Raw genomic sequence first — 20,422 nt, 5'->3', positions numbered from 1 at the left:
AGGATGAACTTCCAGCGGATTGTCGTCAGCGCGGCCAGAGCCACCAGGCCAATCCGGCCGCCACCAGCACCCAGATGCCGATGACCAGGGCCATGCCGGCCTTGCTCGTCGGCTTGCTGCCCATGCGCGCCATCCATTCCTCGGCCCGCGCGCGGCTGCGCACGATGACCTCGGGCGGCAGCACGCGCACCGCGAGCCAGATCAGCGCCGGCAGCAGCAGCACGTCGTCGAGGTAGCCGAGCACGGGAATGAAATCGGGAATCAGGTCGATGGGGCTCAGCGCATAGGCCACGGTGAACCAGCACAGCGCCTTCGGCAGCCATGGCGTTGCGGGGTCGCGGCAGGCGAACCAGAGGGTGACGGCGTCGCGCTTGATGCGGCGCGCCCAGTCGCGCAGGTTCATCGCGGCCGTGCCCTCAAGCCGCGCTGCGCGGCCCGAACATGATGATGCCCATGCCGACGAAGCACACGGCCACGCCGACCCAGTCGCTGGTGGACGGCGTCACCTTGTCCACGGCCCAGAGCCACAGGATGGCCACGCCGATGTAGACCCCGCCATAAGCCGCATACACGCGGCCGGCAGCCGTCGGGTGCAGCGAGAGCAGCCACGCGAAGAGCGCCAGGCTCAGCGCGGCGGGCAGCAGCAGCCAGGCCGACTGGCCTTGCTTGAGCCACAGGTAGGGCAGGTAGCAGCCGACGATTTCCGCGAGCGCGGTCGCGATGAAGAGGCCGAGGGTCTTGAGCAGGTCCATGCCGCCATTGTGGCGGCCGACCGTTGATGTCAGGGCTGTCGTCCGGGTCCGGTGCCCGGCCGCGACGAAGGCTCCCACACATCGGGCGTGGTGGCGACCAGCGACTTGAAGTCTTTCCACGGCCGCGCGCCCGGCACCGTGCGCCCGCCGACGATCACCACCTTCGCGTAGGCCACCATGCGCTCGCGCAGGTAGCGGCGCTCGGACTCGGGCCAGGTCTCGATGGCGTGCGGGCCGCGCGACAGCACGATCTCCTTCACGCCGCGGATGCGGTTGTAGGCGGCCACGGTGCCTTCGAGCGATTCGGCGCGGTCCCACAGGCCCTTGCCGAAGAAGGCGGCGGGCCAGCGGTCCATGCCCGCGAGCGTGGCGGAGTTCGGATAGAAAAGGATGTGGTGGTCCGCCGCCATGCCGCCCAGGAACAGGTTGCGGTCGGTCAGGTCGGGCGCGTCGGGCAGGTAGCCCGCGCCGCTGGCGAACGACGACAGCAAGATGGCCCCGCGGATGTTGCGCCAGCCGCGCGCCGGCGTGCAGTTGGGCACGGGCATGTCGAAGCTGCAGGCGGCCACGTAGTTGCGCGTCAGGGCCCAGGCGGTCGACATCGAGCCGCGCGAGTAGCCGCCGAGCACCAGCGGAATCTCGCTGGCCTTCTGGCCCGCCAGCAGCCGGCCGCGCGCGGCGTTGCCTTCGAGCAGCTGGCCCGCCGGCGTGAGCAGCCGCAGGCCCTGGCCGTGTTCGAGCTGCGCGAGCACGCGAAACACGTCCTCGCCTTGCTCCAGCGTGTTGGTGTCGCTCACGCCGCCCGACAGGCCTTCGCCGCGCCGGTCGTAGGCCAGCACGTCGAAGCCGGCCTGGTTCAGCGCGTGCAGGTTCTCGCGCCACCAGCGCTGGCCCATGGCCTCGGTGGTGCCGTTGGGGAAAGACACCGGCACGGCCTTGCCGCTGGCGCCCTCGATGCGGTAGGCCACCTCGTCCGGGTGCTGGAGGGCCGTGAGCTGTCCGCCGCCGCCCGCCGCCATGACCGCGAGGGCACGCACCTTGCGGCCGCGCCCGTCGTCCACGCCCGCGCCTTCGAGGTACCAGCCGCGCAGCTTGATCGGGTCGGTGAGCTTCAGGTCGAGCCGCTCGAAGGTGTCGCGCGGCACGGTGAACTCGACGATGTGGGTGCGCGCGTCGGCCTCGGCAATGCCTTCGCGGTAGGGCGCCTTCGCGAAGAAGGCGGGGCGGCGGATCTGCTTCAGATCGACCGTCGGGCTGTCGGCATCGATGCGCCCGGCCGGATCGACCGCGCCCGTCACGCGCGTGGCGCGCGCCTTGTTGGGCGGCAGCCAGCGCTGCATCTGCGCGTTCACGCGCTCGAAGCAGGCCGGTTCGGCCTTGCAGGTGCGCCAGCGCGCCTTGAGCTGGTCGTCGGTGAACGCGCCCACGTGGTAGTCGCCGCCCGCATAGTTGGTGGGCACGGGGTAGGCGCTCATGAGCACGGGCACGCACACGCGCGGGCCGCCGGCGTTCACCGCGGTCCCGGCCTGCGGCAGCAGGTAGCCGCCCACCCGCGCGTTGCGGTCGGCGCCGACCCAGGCCGTGCAGTCGGTGGGCGGCGGCTTGCTGGCGGCGGCCTGGCGCTGTTCGGCGGTGGTGCCGGTGGTGCAGGCGGACAGGCCCAGCAGGGCACCGAGCAGGGCGAGCGAAAGGGTGGCGCGGGAAGAACGCATGGGGCGGGAAACGCTCGCGGAATGAAGAACCATGTGATTGGAACGCAGCCGAGGCGCAAAAAGGGACCGCGCAGGACCAAGCGTGAACAAATGGATGCCGATACTGTTGCAGAAGGCATGCCAGCGCGGCGGGTGTGAACGCCGCGTTCTGGCGCAGGAGGGTTCCTACTGCTTGTTGCCGGACACTGCCTCCCGAAGCATCGGCTGGCGCGCCAGCACGTCGTCGCGCGGGCCGTGGTCGCGCACATGGCCGGCCTCCATGAGGATCACCGTGTCGAAGCGTTCGAGCAGGCTCAGCCGGTGCACCGAGGCGATCACGCAGGCCTGCGGAAACGCCGCCGCAATGCGCCCCAGCACGCGCGCCTCGGTGGCGGCGTCGAGCGCGCTGGTCGGCTCGTCGAGCAGCAGCAGCGAACTGCCTTCGGCCGCAAGCACGCCGCGCGCCAGGCACAGCCGCTGGCGCTGGCCGCCCGACAGGTTGAAGCCGCGTTCCGAGATCGCGCTGTCGAGGTCGCCGCGCGTGGCCTGCAGCACCTCGTCGAAGGTGCTGGTGTGCAGCGCGGCGCGCAGGCGCTCGTCGTCGCAGGGACGCCCGAAGGCCAGGTTTTCGCGCACGCTGGCTTCGAACAGCTCGGTCTCCTGCGGGATCAGCGTGGCGAGCTGGCGCAGCCGGGCCCAGTCGGTCCGCTCGCCGTCGAGCGAGAGCGTGCCGCCGTGCGGTGCATACAGGCCGGCCAGCACGCGCAGCAGCGTGCTCTTGCCGCCGCCGCTCGGGCCCACGAGCGCCACGCGCTGGCCCCGGCGCAACGTGAGCGCCACGTCGTGCAGGCCGCTGCGCGTGGGCGCGGCCGGGTCGTCAGTGACGGCGCCGCGCGGGGCGTAGCGCCATTGCAGCTGCGCGACCTGCAGCTGCGTCCACGGCGCCTGCGCGTCGATGCGTTCGTGCGCCGGCACCTCCTCGGGCGGGGCCTCGAGCGTGGGGCTCGTCGGTGCGTGCCAGATCGGCTCGGCGCTGCTGTAGTCGGTGTGCATGCGCGCAAAGAAACTGAAGTTGGCCGCCACCGAGGTGACCACACCCGCCGCCTGCTGCGCGTACTGGTAGATCATGAACACCGCGCCCAGCATCACGGCCTGGCCCGGCGCGCGCGCCTGCCACACATAGATGACGACCAGGCCCCAGGTCAGCGCCAGCCCCATCAGGTCGACCGCGAACCACTTGCCCTCGTTGAGCACCACGGTGCGCTTCAGCGGCAGCGACACGGCCGCCATGCGACGGCGCAGCAACAGGCGCGACGCGCCCTGCAGCCGCAGGCCGATCACCGTGGAGGCGTTGCCCAGGAAGTCGAGCAGCGCGGCCACGTAGCGCCGGTCGGCGTCGTTCTCGGCGCGCGCGAGCTTCATGAGCGCGCGGTCGATGCGCACGATCACCACGCCGATCAGCACATAGCCCGCGAGCGCCGTCACGCCGCTGGTGCGCGACAGCAGCGCCAGCGCCACCAGCGGCCCGACGAAGTTCACGGCGTTGGTGAGCCAGATGAACTGGTTCTGCGCGAAGTCCGCGAGCGCGCGGCTGGCCTGGTGCACGCGGTGCTGCAGCTCGCCCGAGTGGTGGCTGTCGTGCCAGGCGAGCGGTGCGGCGGCGATGCGCGCATAGAGCTGGTCGGCCAGCGTCTCGCGCACCTTCAGGCCCACGTTGCGCTCCAGGATGCGGCCCGGCCCGTGCAGCGCCCACGCACCGACGTACACCCCCGCGAGCGTGGCGATCCAGCGGCCTGCCGCGGGCAGGTCGCCGCGTTGCAGCGCGTTGATGGCCTGGCCCGCGAGGTAGGGCAGCGTGAGGCGGATCAGCTGCGAGCTCGCGAGCAATGCGGTGGCGGCCAGCAGCTGCGCACGCGCGCCGGCCGCGAAGTGCCACAGCGCGGCGTAAAGCGCGCGGATCGCGCGGCCGGGGGATTCGGTGGTGGAGGTGGTCGAACTCGTCATGCGTGCATCAACCGGCCTTGCGGAAGGTGAGGTTGATGCGCTGCGCGCCGAGCCGTGCCTGCAGCGGATGCGGGGCGTCCTTGAGCGGCAGCACGCCATGAAAGCGCAGCCGGTCCACGCCGCCCCACACCACCACGTCGCCGTGCACCAGCGGAATGCGCACGGTCTTGTCGGCGCGCGCGAGCCCGCCGAACTGGAACACCGCCGGCATGCCCAGCGACACCGACACGATCGGCGCGCCGTGGTCGCGCTCGTCGCGGTCCTGGTGCAGCGAGAGCCGGCTGCCCGGCTGGTAGCGGTTGACCAGGCAGGCGTCGGGCGCAAAGCCGTCGAAGCCGGCCAGCGCCGCCGCGTCCCGCGCCAGCTGCGCAAAGGCCTCGGGCATCGTGGGCCAGGGCGTGCCGCTGTCGGGGTCGACCGCGCTGTAGCGGTAGCCGCGCCGGTCGCTGGTCCAGCCGAGCGCGCCGCAGTTGGTGAGCGCGACCGACATGGTGAAGCCGCCCGGCGTGACCAGGTGGCGGAACGGCGCGCGTGCCGCCACGTCGTCGATGGCGTCGAGCAGCGCCTCGGCGCGCGGCAGCGCAAAGCCCGGCAGCACGAAGGCGGCCGGGCCGATCGGCTCGCGTGCGGCGCGCGGCGGGGCGTCGAAGAGGTCGAACGTCATGGGGGCATTGTCGCCAGCGACGAGGGCGCTTCGGACTGTGGACGGCGCCTGCGATGCATTCAAGCTGTCACAAAGCGTCACTAGCATTCCGAGCACCAAAGCAGTACGCGGCACCGGCCCGGCGCCTGCGATTCCTCCTTCGTCACAGGACCCGGCATGTCTCGCGTTGCTCGGTCACGGTGGGTGTGTGTCTTGACCCTGATCCTCGGAATTCTGTCCCTCGCGGCCGTGTCGCATGCCGGCGAACCTGCGCCTTCGCCCGATGCGGCGGGGCGCATCGCCTTCGACCTGACGGCCCAGCCGCTGGCCACCGCCGTGCAGGTCTACGCGCAGGCGACGGGGCAGTCCGTGTTCTTCGACGGGCAGCTCACCGCCGGCCTCGAATCCGCCGCGTTGCACGGCCTGTTCACCCCGCGCGAGGCGCTGCAGCGCCTGCTCGCCGGCACGCGGCTGGCCGCGCGCCACACCGACGCGCGCACCTTCACGCTGGTCGAGGCCGAGGCAGCGCCGCCCGTGGTTGCGACGGCGCCGGCCATGCCCGCCGTTCCCGCCATGTCCCCGCGCGACGCGCGCGTGGTGCAGCAGGCGCTGGAGCGCACGCTGTGCCGCTGGCCGCATGCGCGCCCCGGCACCTACCGCGCGCTCGTGCAGCTGTGGGTCGGGCCCGGCGGCCATGTGCGGCGCACGCGGCTGCTCAGTTCCACCGGCCTGGCGCAGCGCGACGCCGCGCTCGAAGCCGCGATGAACACGCTGGTGCTCGAGCGACCGCCCGAAGGCGAGGCCGACCAGCCGCTCACGGTGCTGCTGCTGCCGCGCACCGGCGACCGCCCCGACGTCTGCGACGCAGCGGTTTCTCCCTGAGCACGCCGTGGAACAGGACACCCCCGGCTTCCTGCGCAGCCTGCTGACCAGCCGCTACATCGACTTCCGCAACCGCCTGCGCCGCCGCCTGGGCTCGGAAGAGCAGGCCGACGACGTGCTGCACGAGACCTGGCTGCGCGTGCAGCGCATGAGCGACCCCGGCCCGGTGCAAAGCCCCATGGCCTACCTGCTGCGCATCGCGTCGAACGTGGCGGAAGACCGGCGCATCTCCCACGGGCGCCTGCTCGACTTCGTGGAGGTCGAGGAGCTGCTGCATTTCTCGGACGACAGCCACGACCCGGCCCGCGTCTCGGAGGCGCGCAGCGAGGTGCAGGCGCTGGAGCGCGCGCTCGAGGAGCTGCCGCGCCGCCGCCGCGACATCTTCATCGCCTCGCGCGTGGACGAGACGCCGCATGCCGACCTGGCGCGGCGCTACGGCGTGTCGGTGCGCATCGTCGAGCGCGAAGTGAAGGCTGCGCTGGTGCATTGCGCGGGTCGTTTGGGTCGCGATGTGATCCAGCGGTTCGGTCCCGGCGCGGGAAAACAGTCAGAGAAGGTGTGAACGAACCCGCCATGCCCGCTCATCCCGCCCAGACACGCCCCCTCCGCGTTGCAAATGCTCGCCATAGCCCTGGCTATGGCTGCGCTTTGCGCCTTGATGGGACGTGCCTGGACGGGCTGCTCGGCCACGGCGGATCCATTCACACCTTCTAAAGACATGATGGCCGCACCCCCTCCAATCGATCGCGAACGCGCCGCGCTGGAAACGCAGGCGCACGACTGGCTCGTGCGCCTGACCTCCGGCCGCGCCACCACCGGCGACGCGCAGGATTTCCGCCGCTGGTGCGCCCGCAGTCCGCAGCACGCGCAGGCGATGGCCGAGGCGACGCGGCTGTGGGACCTGACCCGGCCCGCTGCCGAAGCGGTGGCGCAGCGCATGCCCGCGATGGACACACCGCCGCGCGCGGCCACGGCCATCGCCATGTCGCGCCCGCCGGTGTTCGGTCGCCGCCAGTTCCTCGGCGCCGCGCTCGCGGCCGGTGCCGCCGCCTTCGTGGTGGTGCGCCCGCCCGCCGGCCTGTGGCCCGCGCTGTCCGACATGACGGCCGACTACCGCACAGGCACCGGCGAGCAGCGCCGCGTGGTGCTGGCCGATGCGGCGGCGGTGGTCGAGATGAACACGCAGACCAGCCTCAACCTCGCGCGCGGCGCCGAGGGCGATCCGCCCGTGCTCGACATGCTCGGCGGCGAGGCGCAGGTGCAACTCGACGCGGCGCGCCGCGCGCCCTTCACCATGACCGTGGGCGGCGCGCGCCTCGTGGCCGCGTCGGCCAGCCGCTTCAATGTGCGCGCCACCGGCGGCGAGGTGTGCGTGACCTGCTTCGCGGGCTCGGTCGAGCTGCGCGACGGCGAGCGCGTGCTGGTGGCGGGCGAGGCGCAGCAGATCCGCTACGGCGGCCGGCGCGAGGCCGAGGTGGCGCGCGCGCCCGACCTCGCGGCGGTGGCTGCCTGGCGCGAGCGCGTGCTGGTGTTCGACGACACGCCGCTGGCGGCCGTGGTCGACGAGATCAACCGCTACCGCCCGGGCCGCCTCATCGTCACGCGCGCCGAGCTTGGCCGCCGCAAGGTGCAGGCACGGCTGCGGCTGGACGAGCTGCCGCATGTCGAGACGCTGATCGCCGTGAGTTACGGCGCGAAGCTCACCAGCCTGCCCGCCGGCATCGTGCTGCTGGGCTAGCCGCGCTGTGTGACGCGGCTGTGAAAAAAGCAGCGCTTCGTCCGCGTTCGCAAATTCTCCCGAACTTTTGCAGCGCGCGTGTCGGTCGCATCCGGTGAGCCCGGTCTCTTCTCCAGAACGGTTTTTCTCTGGGGTATGACATGAGCAACAAGACATTCCGCCGCGCGCCGGTCGCGCACGCCGCCGCCCTCGCGCTGGCCATGGCGGGCCTGGCGGGCAATGCACAGGCGCAGCGCGCCTTCAGCGCCGCGTGGATGGCGCAGAAGAACGTGGCGCAGGGCACCGCCGTGGTCACGGGCTACCTGCCCAACGGCACGCCGGCTTCGATGCTGACGAACCCGCTGGCGCAGCAGCAGAAGGCGAACGAGCAGTTGCGCCAGTCGCTCGGCAACCTGGGCCTCGCGGCGCAGGCCATCGCCGCACAGCAGGCCGCGCAGGCAGCCGCACGCGCCGCCGCGCAGAACGATCCCTCGGTGCCCGACGGCCTGGCCGAGGGCGGCTTGAAGGTCGACACCAATTCGCTCAGCGCCGGCTGGCTCAACGCCCGCGCGCTGAACCGCGATTCGCAGAAGCAGGTCGACGGCCGCACCGTCGTCACCGTGGAGCAGACCGGCGACAAGGCCATCCTGAACTGGGAAACCTTCAACGTCGGGCGCAACACCACGGTCGATTTCAAGCAGCAGGCCGACTGGGCCGTGCTCAACCGCGTGAACGACCCGAAGGCGCGGCCCTCGCAGATCCAGGGCCAGATCAAGGCCGACGGCACGGTGCTTATCGCCAACCGCAACGGCATCGTGTTCAGCGGCACCAGCCAGACCGACACGCGCAACCTCGTGGCGGCCGCCGCCCACATCGGCGACGACCAGTTCAAGGCGCGCGGCATCTACTCGAACGACACCGCGCCGAGCTTCACCACGGCGAAGGAAGACCAGGGCAAGGTCGAGGTGCAGGCCGGCGCGCGCCTGACGACCAAGGAGCCCGCCTCCGTCACGCAGGGCGGCGGCTACGTGCTGCTGCTGGGCAAGGACGTGGCCAACGCCGGCGAGATCGCCGCGCGCAAGGGCCAGGCGCAGCTCGCGGCGGGCGACAGCTTCGTGATCCGCAAGGGCATGGGCACCGAGGCCAACGCCTTCTCGACCACGCGCGGCAACGAGATCGCGCCGCAGTTCGTGGCCGACAGCACGGCGGGCACGGTGCGCAACACCGGCCTCATCGTGGCGCGCGAAGGCGACATCACGCTGGCCGGCCGCGACGTGCGCCAGGACGGCGTGGCGCTGGCCACCTCCACCGTCGCCGCGCGCGGCACGGTGCACCTGCTGAACTCGGCCGCCGACACGCGCGGCAACGTCGCCGTCGGCAAGGGCGCGGTCACGGCCGTGCTGATCGAGGACGACGGCAAGGCCAGTGCGCTCGACAGCCAGCGCGACGCGCTCCTCAAGGAATCGGCCGCGCAGGACGCCGCGCGCGCGCTCGTGCCGCCCGCGCTCTTCGACAACCTCTCGCGGCTGTCGGACCGGCGCGACCAGTCGCGCATCGAGATCGTCTCGGGCGGCGACATCCGCTTCGAGGGCGAGTCGCTCACGCTGGCCACCGGCGGGCAGATCGCGGCCAGCGCCGCGCGCCGCAGCTTCGTGGCCGACAAGGCGCGCCTCGATGTGTCGGGCGCGGTGGGCGTGAACGTGACGATGGAATCGAACAACGTCAAGGTCAGCGTGCAGGGCAACGAGACGCGCGACGCCCCGCGCAACCGCGAGAGCGGCAAGCTGTTCAACAGCGACGTGTGGATCGACCGGCGCAAGCTCGTGCGCGTGGCGCCCGGCGTGGGCGGCTACGAGGGCGAGCGCTGGTACGCGGCGGGCGGCCTGCTCGAGGTGGGCGGCTACCTGGGCAACCAGGGGCACGGCATCGGCGAATGGGCCGCGCAGGGCGGCACCGTGGTGCTGGGCGGCGCGGAGGTCGTCACGCAGGCGGGTTCGAACGTCAACCTGTCGGGCGGCTCGCTGAACGTGCAGACCGGCTTCCTGAACCAGACCTGGCTCAAGGGCAGCGACGGGCGCCTGTACAGCCTGGACAAGGCGCCGTCGGACATGCTCTTCGACGGTGTCTACAAGGGCTTCGAGGCCGAGCACGTGCGCTGGGGCAAGAAGAACACCGACTACTTCTACAACCCGCTGATCGCGCCGCAGCGCTTGCTGGAGAACGGCTACACCGTCGGGCGCGACGCCGGCCGGCTGGTGGTGAGCGCGCCCACGGCGGTGCTCGAAGGCGACATCGTGGCCGAGGTGTTCAACGGCGCGCAGCAGACGCGCGCCCGCGACGCCGCGCTGGACGACGGCTACCGCCAGTCGCAGAGCGCGGTGGCGCGCGGCGGCGTGCTGGCGGTGGGGCGCTACGGTGCGCTGGGCCGCGTCGACCTGTTCGACACCGACGTGCGCCTGGGCGACGTGGCGCCGGTCACGCAGCAGATGGCCGCGGCCGACACGCTGGCCGCCGAGCGCATCGGCACGCTGTGGCTCGACGCGGCGCACCTGAATGCGCAGCACCTGTCGGTGCTCGACATCGGCACGCGCGGCAGCGTGGCCGTCGAGAAGGCCCTCACGCTCGCCGACGGCGGGCGCATGAACCTGCTGGGCGCATTCATCGACATCGGCGCGAACGTCACGGTGCGCGGCGGCACGTTGGAGGCCGGCAATGTCTTCACCTCGCCGCTGGACGGCGCCCAGCCGCGCGCACTGGTGAAGGAGGCGGCCTCGTCGGTCACCGTGCGCGACGGCGTCGTGCTCGACCTGCGCGGGCGCCGCGTCGACGTCGGCACGGCCCCCGAAGACACGGCCACGCTCGCCGCCATCGACGGCGGCACGGTGCGCCTCGAATCGACGCACGGCGTGACGATCGGGCAGGGCAGCCTGATCGACGTGTCGTCGGGCGCGGCGCTGCTGGCCAAGGGCAAGCAGAAAGGCGGCAAGGGCGGCAACGTGACGCTGGTGGCCGATTCGGCCGCGTCGCCCACCGATGCGAAGGGGCGCCTGTCGCTGGGCGGCGAGATCCGCGGCCACGGCGTGAACGGCGGCGGCACGCTGAAGATCGAAACGGGCCACGCGCTGCTCATCGGCCCCGACCCGGCGCTGTCGGACGCGACGCAGCTCGTGCTCGACGCGTCGCGCCTGCAGTCGGGCTTTTCCACCTACGACTTCAACGGCCACGCGAGCCTCACGGTCGCGCCGGGCGCGCAGCTCGACGTGCTCATGCCGGTCTACCGCATCGCCCCCGGGGCCGGTGCCGACCATGAAGCCGGCATCGCATTGCCACTGTGGACGCCGCCGCTGCTGCAGCAGGACACGGTGAACCGCCAGGCCGTGCAGCGCCAGGGCGCCGACCTCGTGCTGCGTTCGCAGCGCCGCATCACCGAAGGCGGCAACATCGCCATCGGCGCGGGGGCGGTGGTGACGGTCGATCCGGGCCGCTCGATCCAGCTGCTCGGCGGCGGCCTGAGCAGCTTCGTGGTCGATGGCCGGCTCAACGCCTGGGGCGGGCGCATCGCCATCGACATCGAGGCGCCGGCCTTCAACTCGCCGCTTGGCACGTCGTTGCAGCCGCACAACCGCTCGGTGTGGATCGGCGAGGGCGCGGTGCTCGACGTGGCGGCGCGCGCGCAGACCGGCATCGACGACGACGGCCGCCGCTACGGCACGGTGCGCAACGGCGGCACCATCTCCATCGGCGGCGCGCTCGACTGGGAAGCCAAGGGCGCGGCCAACGCACCCGACGTGGCGATCGTCATCCGCCCCGGCGCGCTGCTCGATGCCTCGGGCAGCCATGCGCGCATTGACGTGCCGGCGACCGGTGGCCTGTGGCGCGAGCTCGACGTGGCCAGCGACGGCGGCAGCATCGTGCTCAAGTCGGCGCACAGCCTGTACCTGGACGGCACGCTGCGCGCCCACGCGGGTGGCGCGAATGCGGCGGGCGGCACGCTCGCGGTGGCGCTCGAAGCGCCGGTGTTCTCGAAGATCTACACCGTCGACGACGCCGTGCGGCAGGCGCGCGAGCTGGTGATCTCGCAGGCGCAGCAGCCCAGCGGATTGCCGGCCACCCTCAAGCCGGGCCATGCCGATGCGGCACTGGCCTACGGCAAGGGGCGCCTGAGCGCGGACCAGGTGCGGGACGGCGGCTTCGGCAACCTCTCGCTGCTGGTCAACGGCCTGCTGAGCTTCGACGGCCACGTCGACCTCACGACCGCGCAGAGCCTGCGCCTGTACGCCGGCAGCTTCGCGCTGGCCGACAGCGCGGCGACCGATTCGCACGTGCGGCTCGCCTCGTCCTACCTGCGGCTGGCCGGCGTGACCGGTGCGCCCAAGCAGGACAACGAGGTGATCTACACCACCACCTGGCGCCACGGCGCATCGACCCGCGCGAGCGAGGCCACCTTCACGGCCGAGGCCGACCACATCGACATCCGCGACCGCGTGGGCTTCGGCGCGCACGGCGAGATCGCCATGAAGACCGGCCCCGCGCAGGTGGTGGACCGCCGCGGCTTCGACGCCGTGAGCATGACCAGCCGCGGCGACCTGCGCCTGCTGGGCGGCACGCCCACGCTCGGCCTGCTCGGCGCGACCACGACCGAGCTGGCGACGCTGGGCGACCTCACGCTCACCGCCGCGCAGATCTACCCCGCCACCGGCGCCAACGCGCAGATCCGCGCGGGCTACGACGAGGGCCGCGTGCTCGACATCCGCCGCCAGGTCGAGGGCGACGTGGCGATGCCGCAGTCGGCATTCGGCACGCTGGCGCTCGGCGGCGGCACGGTGCGCCAGGGCGGCATCGTGCGCGCGCCGCTGGGCAACCTGATCGTGGGGCAGGACGGGCGCAGCACCTTCGAGGCGCGCGCCACCGTGGTCGACCTGCTGCCGGGCAGCATCACCTCGGTCAGCGGCGCCGGTCTGCTCATGCCTTATGGCGGCACGACCGACGGCATCGGCTACAGCGTCGCGGGCGCGCCCATCGACAAGCGCGCCATCGGCAGCAGCGGTATCCTGCTCACGGGCGACAGCGTGGTCGGGCACCAGGGCGCGCTGCTCGACCTGTCGGGCGGCGGCGAGCTCACGGGCGCGGGCTTCGTGAGCGGTCGCGGCGGCTCGGTGGACGTGCTGCGCACGCCGCTGGCCAATGCCAACCCGGCCAACACCTTCAGCAAGGCGGGCAACGGCGTGTACGCCATCGTGCCGGGCTTCCAGGGCGGCTACGCGCCGGTGTCGCCCGACACGGGCGCGGGCGAGCCGGCCATCGGCCGGCAGGTCACGCTCGATCATGACGTGGGCGGGCTCAAGGCCGGCACCTACACGCTGCTGCCTTCGACCTACGCACTGCTGCCCGGTGCCTTCCGCGTGGAAGTGGGGGCGCAAAGCGCGCTGCCCGCGACGCCGCTGCCGGCCGGCTACGGCTCGTACGTGGCGAGCGGCTACCTCGGCGTGGCGAACACGGCGGTGAAGTCGTCGCTGGCCAGCCAGCTGGTCGTCACGCCGGCGGCGCTGGTGAAGCAGCATGCCAGCTACAACGAGATGGGCTACGACGCCTTCGTGGTGGCCGACGCGGCACGTCGCGGCGGCGTGCGCGGCGAGATCGCGGCCGACGCCCGCAACCTGCTGCTGGACTACTTCTATTCCAAGCCGAAGGACGGCGTGTCGATGCTGCAGTTCGACGGCACGGCGCTGTTCAATCCGGCGGCCGGCAGCACGGGCTTCGGCGGCACGCTGTCGGCGAAGGGCATCGCCATCGAGGTGACGGCACCGGGTGCGCAGCGCACGGCCGGGTTCACGGGCGCGTCGCTGCAGGCCGACCAGCTCAACGCCTTCGGCGCGCCACGGATGATCCTGGGTGGCCAGATCGATCTGCCGTATGCCGACAACTACGCGACCTTCAAGTCGAACACCGGCCATGTCGTCGTGCGCAGCGGCGCGACCTTGCGCGGCGCCGAAATCTTCCTCGTGGCCGGCGGCTACGGCGACGGCATCCAGGTGGAGCAGGGCGCGTCGCTGAACACGCTGGGCGCCGGTGCGCCGGCCTACGATTCCACCGACGGCGTGGTGTTCTCGGCGGGCCTGGGCGGGGTGCTGGGCCTGTCGAACGGCTGGATCAACCTGCTGCCGCCCGTCGCCGGGGGGATACCCGCCATGGTCCAGATCGGCGCGTGCCCCAGCGGCGCCTGCACCGGCCACACCACGCTGTACGGCGAGGGCACGCTGGCCGTGGCCACCAACCGCTCGTTCACGATGGCCGACAACGTGCGCTACGGCGCGAAGAACCTGCTGCTGGCGGTGTCCTCGGTCAACCTGGGCAGCGACGCGGCGCTGCAGCAGGCCGCCGCCAACGGCCAGCTGCCGTCGGGCCTGTCGATGAACCAGGTCATCCTGGCGAACCTGCTGGCCGGCAACAAGGGCGAAGGCGTGCCCGCGGTCGAGACGCTGGTGCTGAACGCGCGCGAGTCGGTGAACATCTACGGCGCGGTGTCGCTGGACACGCTCGACCCCGCCACCGGCGTGTCGTCCATCGAACGGCTGGTGCTGGGCACGCCCGCCATCTACGGCTACGGCGGCGCGGGCGACACCGCGAAGATCACGACCGGCGAATTCATCTGGACCGGCCTCACGCCGCGCCCGCCCGGCAACGACGAGATCTTTCCCGGTGGGAACGCACCGGGCGGCGCCATCGGCAGCCTGCTGGGCCACGGCACGCTCGACGTGTCGGCCGCGCGCATCGTGCTGGGCCACGCGCCCCACACGCAACCCGACGCGGGCTACTCGGCGGACCGGCTCGCGCTGGGCTTCGGCACGGTCAACCTGAACGCGAGCGAGCGCATCACCGCCAACGGCAAGGGCACGATGGCCGTGTACCACCAGCAGGGCGCGTACGTGACGGGCAAGGGTTACGACCACACGGGCGGCCAGCTGAACCTGCGCACCCCGCTGCTCACCGGCGAGGCCGGCTCGAACAACCGCATCACGGCGGGCGGCGACATCGTGGTGAGCGCTCCGGCGGGCGCGCAGCCGGCCGGCGATGCGGCGCTGGGCGCGCAACTGGCGCTCACGGGCCGCAACATCACCATCGACGGCACGGTCGGCCTGCCCTCGGGCAAGCTGCAGCTCACGGCCAGCGGCGACGTGACGCTGGGCGCCGCGTCGCGCATCGACCTCGCGGGCCGCGCCGTGAAGTTCTTCGAGCAGACGCGCTACAGCCGCGGCGGCGACCTGGAGGTGACGAGCACGGCCGGCAACATCGCGCAGGCGGCGGGCTCGGTGATCGACCTGTCGGCCACGCACAACCGCGGCGGCACGCTGCAGGCGACGGCGCTGGGCGCCGGCGCGGGCCGTATCGACCTGGGCGGACGCATCCTCGGCACCGCGAGCGGCACGTACGACGCGGGCGGCACCATCGTGCCCTACGACGCGGCCGAGATCGGCCTGCGCGGCCAGACCGTGGCCGACTTTGCAGGCCTGAACACGCGCCTGACCGAAGGCGGCGTGACGGGCGCGCGGCGCTTCCAGATCAAGCAGGGCGACCTTGCCATCGGCGACGAAGTGAAGGCGCGCGTGGTCGAGGTCACGCTCGACGGCGGCAGCCTCACGGTGAACGGCCGCATCGACGCCAGCGGCTTCCAGGTGGGCGCGATCCGTCTCGCGGCCAAGGGCGACCTCACGGTGAACGGCACGCTCGACGCGCATGCCACCGGCCTGCGCGTGGACAGCTACGGCAAGATCATCGACAGCCCGAACCGCGCCATCGTCGACCTCACGAGCACGCACGGCACGCTGACCGTGGGCGGCGGTGCGGCCATCGACCTGCGCGCGGGCACGGCCGTGAGCGCGGCGCAGGGCAACGACGGCGCATCGCGCGGCACGCTTGCGCTGAACGCGCCGCGGCGCGGCGACAACGACGTGGCGGTGAACGTCGGCGGCACGCCCGCCATCCAGGGCGCGAAGAGCATCGCGGTCAACGCCTTCCGCACCTACAGCGACGCACCGCTGGCGAGCGCGCCCGACGTCACCGGCCATGTGCCGCAGCTCATCACGCAGAAGTACCTCGACGAGATCGACGGCCACAGCAGCGCCTTCATCGACAAGGCGCTGGCCAACACCTCGCTGTCGGCGCGCCTGGCGGGCCTGGGCAGCTACCACCTGCGTCCCGGCGTGGAGATCGTCAGCAGCACCGGCGAGGGCGACCTCAGCGTGGTGGGCGACATCGACCTCTCGGGCTACCGCTACGGCCCCGGTGCCGACCGCAACGACCCGGCGCGGCGCGGCTTCGGCGAGCCCGGCGTGCTGGTGATCCGCGCGGGCGGCAACCTCAACGTGTACGGCAGCATCAACGACGGCTTCGCACCGCCGCCGGCCACGCCCGACGACAAGGGCTGGTACCTGACCGAGCAGCGCACGAAGTTCGGCACGCCGTTCACGCCCGACGGCGGCGACATCGTCGTGCCGATCGACGGCGTGGTGCTCGACAAGGGCACCGTGTTCCCGAAGGACGCGCTGCTGAACTACGACGTGCCCGCCGAAGCCATGGTGCTGCCGGTTGGCACGGTGCTGCCGGTGACCGTGACGCTGGGCGCGGCCTACACGCTGCCCGCCGGCACGGTGCTGCGCGCCAACGTCTACAACGCCGACGGCAGCGTCCGGCTGAAGGCTGGCACGGTGCTGGGCGAGGCCGTGGTGCTGGACAGCGGCATGAAGCTGGGCGCGGGCACCGCGCTGCGCGCCGAGGCCAGCGTGCAGGCGATGGTGTGGCCCAAGGGCGTGCGCCTGCCGGTCGCGATGAAGGCCGACGGCACCATCGCGCTGGCGCGCGGTGCGGTGATTCCGTCGCTGACCGATGTGCAGCTGCCGAACGACGCGGCCGTGAACCTGCGGCCCGAAGTCGACGGCGTGCAGGGCCGCAACTGGGCCGTGGCGCCGATGCTGGGGCAGGGCGCGACGAGCTGGAGCCTGCAGCTCACGGCCGGCGCCGACCTGGACTCGGCCGACCGCCGCGCGGTCGATCCGGCCAAGCACGGCGCGCTCATCCTGGCCGACAGCCACGCGATGTACAACGTCAAGCTCACGCCGGGCGGCAGCGGCTTCCTGTGGGGTCCGAACGGGCCCATGTGGGGCCACGACGAGGGAACGCCGATGGACCCGCTGGATTTCGAGGCGGGCTACTGCGACTGGGGCGGTGAGGGCACCTGCGTGGTCGACCCGGCGCGCCTTTCCTACTTCTGGGGCCCCAACGGCGACGACTGGGACCCGAGCTTCGTCGAGGGCACGCCGGTGCTGCCCGAATACGTCACGATCTGCGAGTGGGGGCCGGGCATCTGCACGACGGTCATCAACCCCGTCAAGGACGTCACCAAGTACACGCCGCTGTCGCCGATGTTCAGCGTGCTGCGCACCGGCACCGGCGACCTGGGCCTGGCGGCGGCCGGCAACTTCGTCATGGAGTCGCCGTTCGGCGTCTACACGGCCGGCACGCGCTCGGCGCCGCTGCTCGACGCCAACGGGCTCGACCCCTTCAACCTCGCACGCGGCAAGGCCGTCGGCGGCTCGGTGATCGGCCCGCAGACGGCGGACTACAGCGCCGCGCTCGCGGCCTACCAGGCCTGGTACCCCGAGCAGGGCGGCAACCTCGACATCACGGTGGGCGGCAACGTCGTCGGCGACGTCTGGGGTCATTTCGGGGGCGAGCGCGGACAGGCGCCGAGCGCCGCGGTGGGCAGCTGGCTGTGGCGCCAGGGCTCGGGCACGGCCCTGGCCGGCAGCGACCGCATCGCGACGTCGTGGTGGATCAACTTCGGCACCTACGCACTGCCGGCCGGTGCGCAGGTCAGCACCGACAGCAGCCCCGAGCCCTTCCTGGTGGGCTTCACCGGCATGGGCACGCTGGGCGGCGGCAACCTCACGCTGCGCGCGGGCGGCGACGCGGGCCTCACCACGCGGCTGGGCAACGGCCAGGTCTGGCAGCGCAGCGAGGCCATCGTGGCGGCGGTCGGCAGCACGGGCCGTGTCGATGCGAACGGGCAACTGACGCTCACCGGCGGCGGCGACCTGCAGCTGCGCATCGGCGGCGTCGTCAACCCCAACCTGGCCGCGGCGCAGTACGGCAGCTCTGGCACCAATACGCAGTACCAGGACCTCAACGGCGCCCTGGTCAACCTGCGCGGCGCGGCCACCGTGTCGGCCTCCGCCATCGGCGGCGTCGAGGTGCGCTACCGCAAGTACGCGTTCTCGCTGCCGGGCCAGGAGGGCGATGTGAAGGACACGCGCCCCATCGACCCCTTCACCCCGACCATCGGCGTCGGCAATGCCGGCATCGTGCTCGTGCCGGGCGATTCGGCGATGTACCTGGACACGCCGGGCGACCTGGTGCTCACCAGCGTGGCCGACGCGGGCCGCGCGCGGGTGCCGAACAGCTCGGCATTCAAGTTCGGCGGCACCGAGTACGGCATCGGTCAGGGCTGGTTCACGCTGTGGACCGATCGCACCGCGATCAACCTGTTCAGCGCGGGCGGCAACCTCACGCCCGGCACTGACCTGGCGAACCGGGAGGCCGCCGGCCGGTACCTGGGCAGCATCAACATGAGCGACAACGTCACGGTCTACCCGTCGATCCTGCGCGCGACGGCGGCCTCGGGCAGCCTGTACTTCGGCTTCTCGGCCACGCCCGCCACGCAGGCGACTGGCCGTGCGCTGGTGCTCGCGCCGTCGCCCTCGGGCGCGCTCGAGTTCCTGGCGGGCAACTCGCTGTTCGGCGGCGGCTATCCGGTGGGGATGTCGGGCGCGGTCACGCCGCTGCCCACGCCCTGGGCGCCTGCCTTCGTGGGCTACAACTCGCGCCAGCAGCCGGTGGTCTACAACACCAGCCCGGAGGGCTCGATGGTCGGATCGCCCGGCGTGCCGAACTACGGGGTGGTCGACAACCATCCTCTGTTCGCCTTCGGACCGGACACGCTGGGCGCCCGCGCGCTGCACCCGGCCGATGCGCCGCCCTCGCTGTTCTACGCCGTGCGCGGCGACATCCTGGGCCTGGCCAGTGGCACGGCGCGCAAGGTGCAGGCCAGCGGCGAACCCGCGCCCGAGACCTGGTACCGCTCGGCCGCGCCGGCACGCATCCGCGCCGGGCGCGACATCGTCGGCACCGAGGCGCTGATCGTGAACAACGACCCGCGCGACGTGTCGCTGGTGCAGGCCGGGCGCGACATCCTGTACGCGAACCTGCAGGTGGCGGGCCCCGGCACGCTGGAGGTGTCGGCCGGCCGCCACATCACGCAGGACGACCGCGCCAGCGTGGTCAGCCGCGGTGCGCTGGCCGAGGGCGACACGCGTCCCGGCGCAAGCATCGCGATGATGGCCGGCATGGGCCCGATGGGCGTGGGCGGGCCGGACTTCTCGGCCATCGCCGATCGCTACCTCGACCCCGCGAAGCGCGCCGAGTCGGGCCCCGGCCAGTCGCTGGCGAGCCAGCCGGGCCGCGTGGTGAAGACCTACGACGCCGAGCTGGCCGCATGGCTCAAGGAACGCTACGGCTTCGTGGCCACCAGCGCCGATGCGAAGGACCCGGGCAGCGCGCTCGCGTACTTCAAGGCGCTGGCGCCCGAGCAGCAGCGCGTGTTCCTGCGCAGCGTGTACTTCGCCGAGCTGCGCGCCGGGGGCCGCGAGTACAACGACGTGGACGGCCCGCGCTACGGCAGCTACCTGCGCGGGCGCGGCATGATCGCCACGCTGTTCCCCGACCTCGACGCGGCGGGCCAGGAGATCGTGCGCACCGGCGACATCATCCTGTACGGCCCCTCGGGCGTGCACACCGACTTCGGCGGCGACATCCAGATGATGGCGCCGGGCGGGCAGATCGTGGTGGGCGTGCAGGGCGCGGTGCCGCCGGGCAGCGCGGGCGTGATCACGCAGGGCATGGGCCACATCCAGCTGTTCAGCGAAGGCAGCCTGCTGCTGGGCCTGTCGCGCGTGATGACCACCTTCGGCGGCGACGTGCTGGCCTGGTCGGAGCAGGGCGACATCAACGCGGGCCGGGGCTCGAAGACCACGCTGGTCTACACGCCGCCCAAGCGCGTGTACGACAACATCGGCAACGTGAAACTGTCGTCGCAGGTGCCCAGCTCGGGCGCCGGCCTGGCCACGCTGGCGCCCATCGCCGAAGTGCCTGCGGGCGACATGGACCTGATCGCGCCGCTGGGCACCATCGACGCGGGCGAGGCGGGCATCCGCGTGTCGGGCAACGTGAACCTCGCGGCCCTGCAGGTGGTGAACGCGGCCAACATCCAGGTCAAGGGCGAGTCGGCCGGCCTGCCGGTGATGGCTTCGGTGAACGTGGGTGCGCTCACCAACGCCAGCGCGGCGGCCTCGCAGGCCGTGGGCGCGGCGCAGGAGGCGATGCAGCGCGAACGCGCGGCGGCGCGCCAGGCGCTGCCGTCGGTGTTCTCGGTGCGCGTGCTGGGCTTCGGCAACGAGGCCGCCGACGGCGCCGCCGCGCCGGCCGATGCGGGCCGCGCCGCTGCGCGCCCGGTGGGCTACGACGCGCACAGCCCGGTGCAGGTGCTGGGGCGCGGGCCGCTGGGCGATGCGCAGAAGACCAAGCTCACGGCGCAGGAGCGGCGTTTGCTGGGGCAGTGAGAGGGAAGGGCGGCAGATGAAATTTTTGTGACAAACGACATTCCGGGGCGCGCAGTTCCGTC

9 protein-coding genes are annotated in these 20,422 nt (G+C 72.3%); 4 read left to right on the top strand and 5 right to left on the bottom strand.

What is annotated here, in order from left to right; translation table 11 throughout:
• Positions 1-25 precede the first annotated feature (25 nt).
• From AC3WQR_RS00520 to alkB, 5 genes are all read right to left on the bottom strand, one after another.
• The gene (locus AC3WQR_RS00520) at positions 26-403 is read right to left on the bottom strand and encodes a YkvA family protein (protein WP_492740881.1); all 378 of its coding nucleotides are present in this window, start codon (positions 401-403) and stop codon (positions 26-28) included.
• 13 nt (positions 404-416) lie between these two features.
• Positions 417-752 carry a YnfA family protein gene (locus AC3WQR_RS00515; protein ID WP_139706707.1) on the bottom strand — a complete coding sequence of 112 codons (336 nt, stop codon included), beginning with the start codon at positions 750-752 and terminating at the stop codon, positions 417-419.
• A gap of 29 nt (positions 753-781) precedes the next feature.
• Positions 782-2,464 (bottom strand): alpha/beta hydrolase, encoded by a 1,683-nt coding sequence (locus AC3WQR_RS00510; RefSeq protein WP_492740880.1) that lies wholly within the window; start codon positions 2,462-2,464, stop codon positions 782-784.
• Between the two features lie 165 nt (positions 2,465-2,629).
• Positions 2,630-4,447, bottom strand: coding sequence for an ABC transporter ATP-binding protein (locus tag AC3WQR_RS00505; RefSeq protein ID WP_492740879.1), 1,818 nt, complete (start codon positions 4,445-4,447; stop codon positions 2,630-2,632).
• A gap of 7 nt (positions 4,448-4,454) precedes the next feature.
• Entirely contained in the window at positions 4,455-5,111 is a 657-nt protein-coding gene (alkB, locus tag AC3WQR_RS00500; protein WP_492740878.1) for a DNA oxidative demethylase AlkB, read from the bottom strand.
• Positions 5,112-5,303: 192 nt separating this feature from the next.
• Between alkB and AC3WQR_RS00495 the strand changes: the two genes are divergently transcribed.
• The 4 genes from AC3WQR_RS00495 (at position 5,304) to AC3WQR_RS00480 (ending at position 20,360) form a co-directional block, all read left to right on the top strand.
• Complete coding sequence (locus AC3WQR_RS00495; RefSeq protein ID WP_492740877.1) at positions 5,304-5,972, top strand: STN domain-containing protein; 669 nt, start codon at positions 5,304-5,306, stop codon at positions 5,970-5,972.
• Between the two features lie 7 nt (positions 5,973-5,979).
• Entirely contained in the window at positions 5,980-6,534 is a 555-nt protein-coding gene (locus AC3WQR_RS00490) for an RNA polymerase sigma factor (protein ID WP_062482809.1), read from the top strand.
• 159 nt (positions 6,535-6,693) lie between these two features.
• Positions 6,694-7,710, top strand: coding sequence for a FecR family protein (locus AC3WQR_RS00485; protein WP_492740876.1), 1,017 nt, complete (start codon positions 6,694-6,696; stop codon positions 7,708-7,710).
• A 140-nt stretch (positions 7,711-7,850) separates the two neighbouring features.
• Positions 7,851-20,360 (top strand): filamentous hemagglutinin family protein, encoded by a 12,510-nt coding sequence (locus AC3WQR_RS00480; protein ID WP_492740875.1) that lies wholly within the window; start codon positions 7,851-7,853, stop codon positions 20,358-20,360.
• Positions 20,361-20,422: the final 62 nt, after the last annotated feature.

The sequence above is a fragment of the Variovorax sp. FW305-3-2-15-B-LB1 genome (assembly GCF_058787635.1).
The sequence above is the reverse complement of the archived record's forward strand: the minus strand, read 5'-3'. Positions and strand labels throughout refer to the sequence as shown.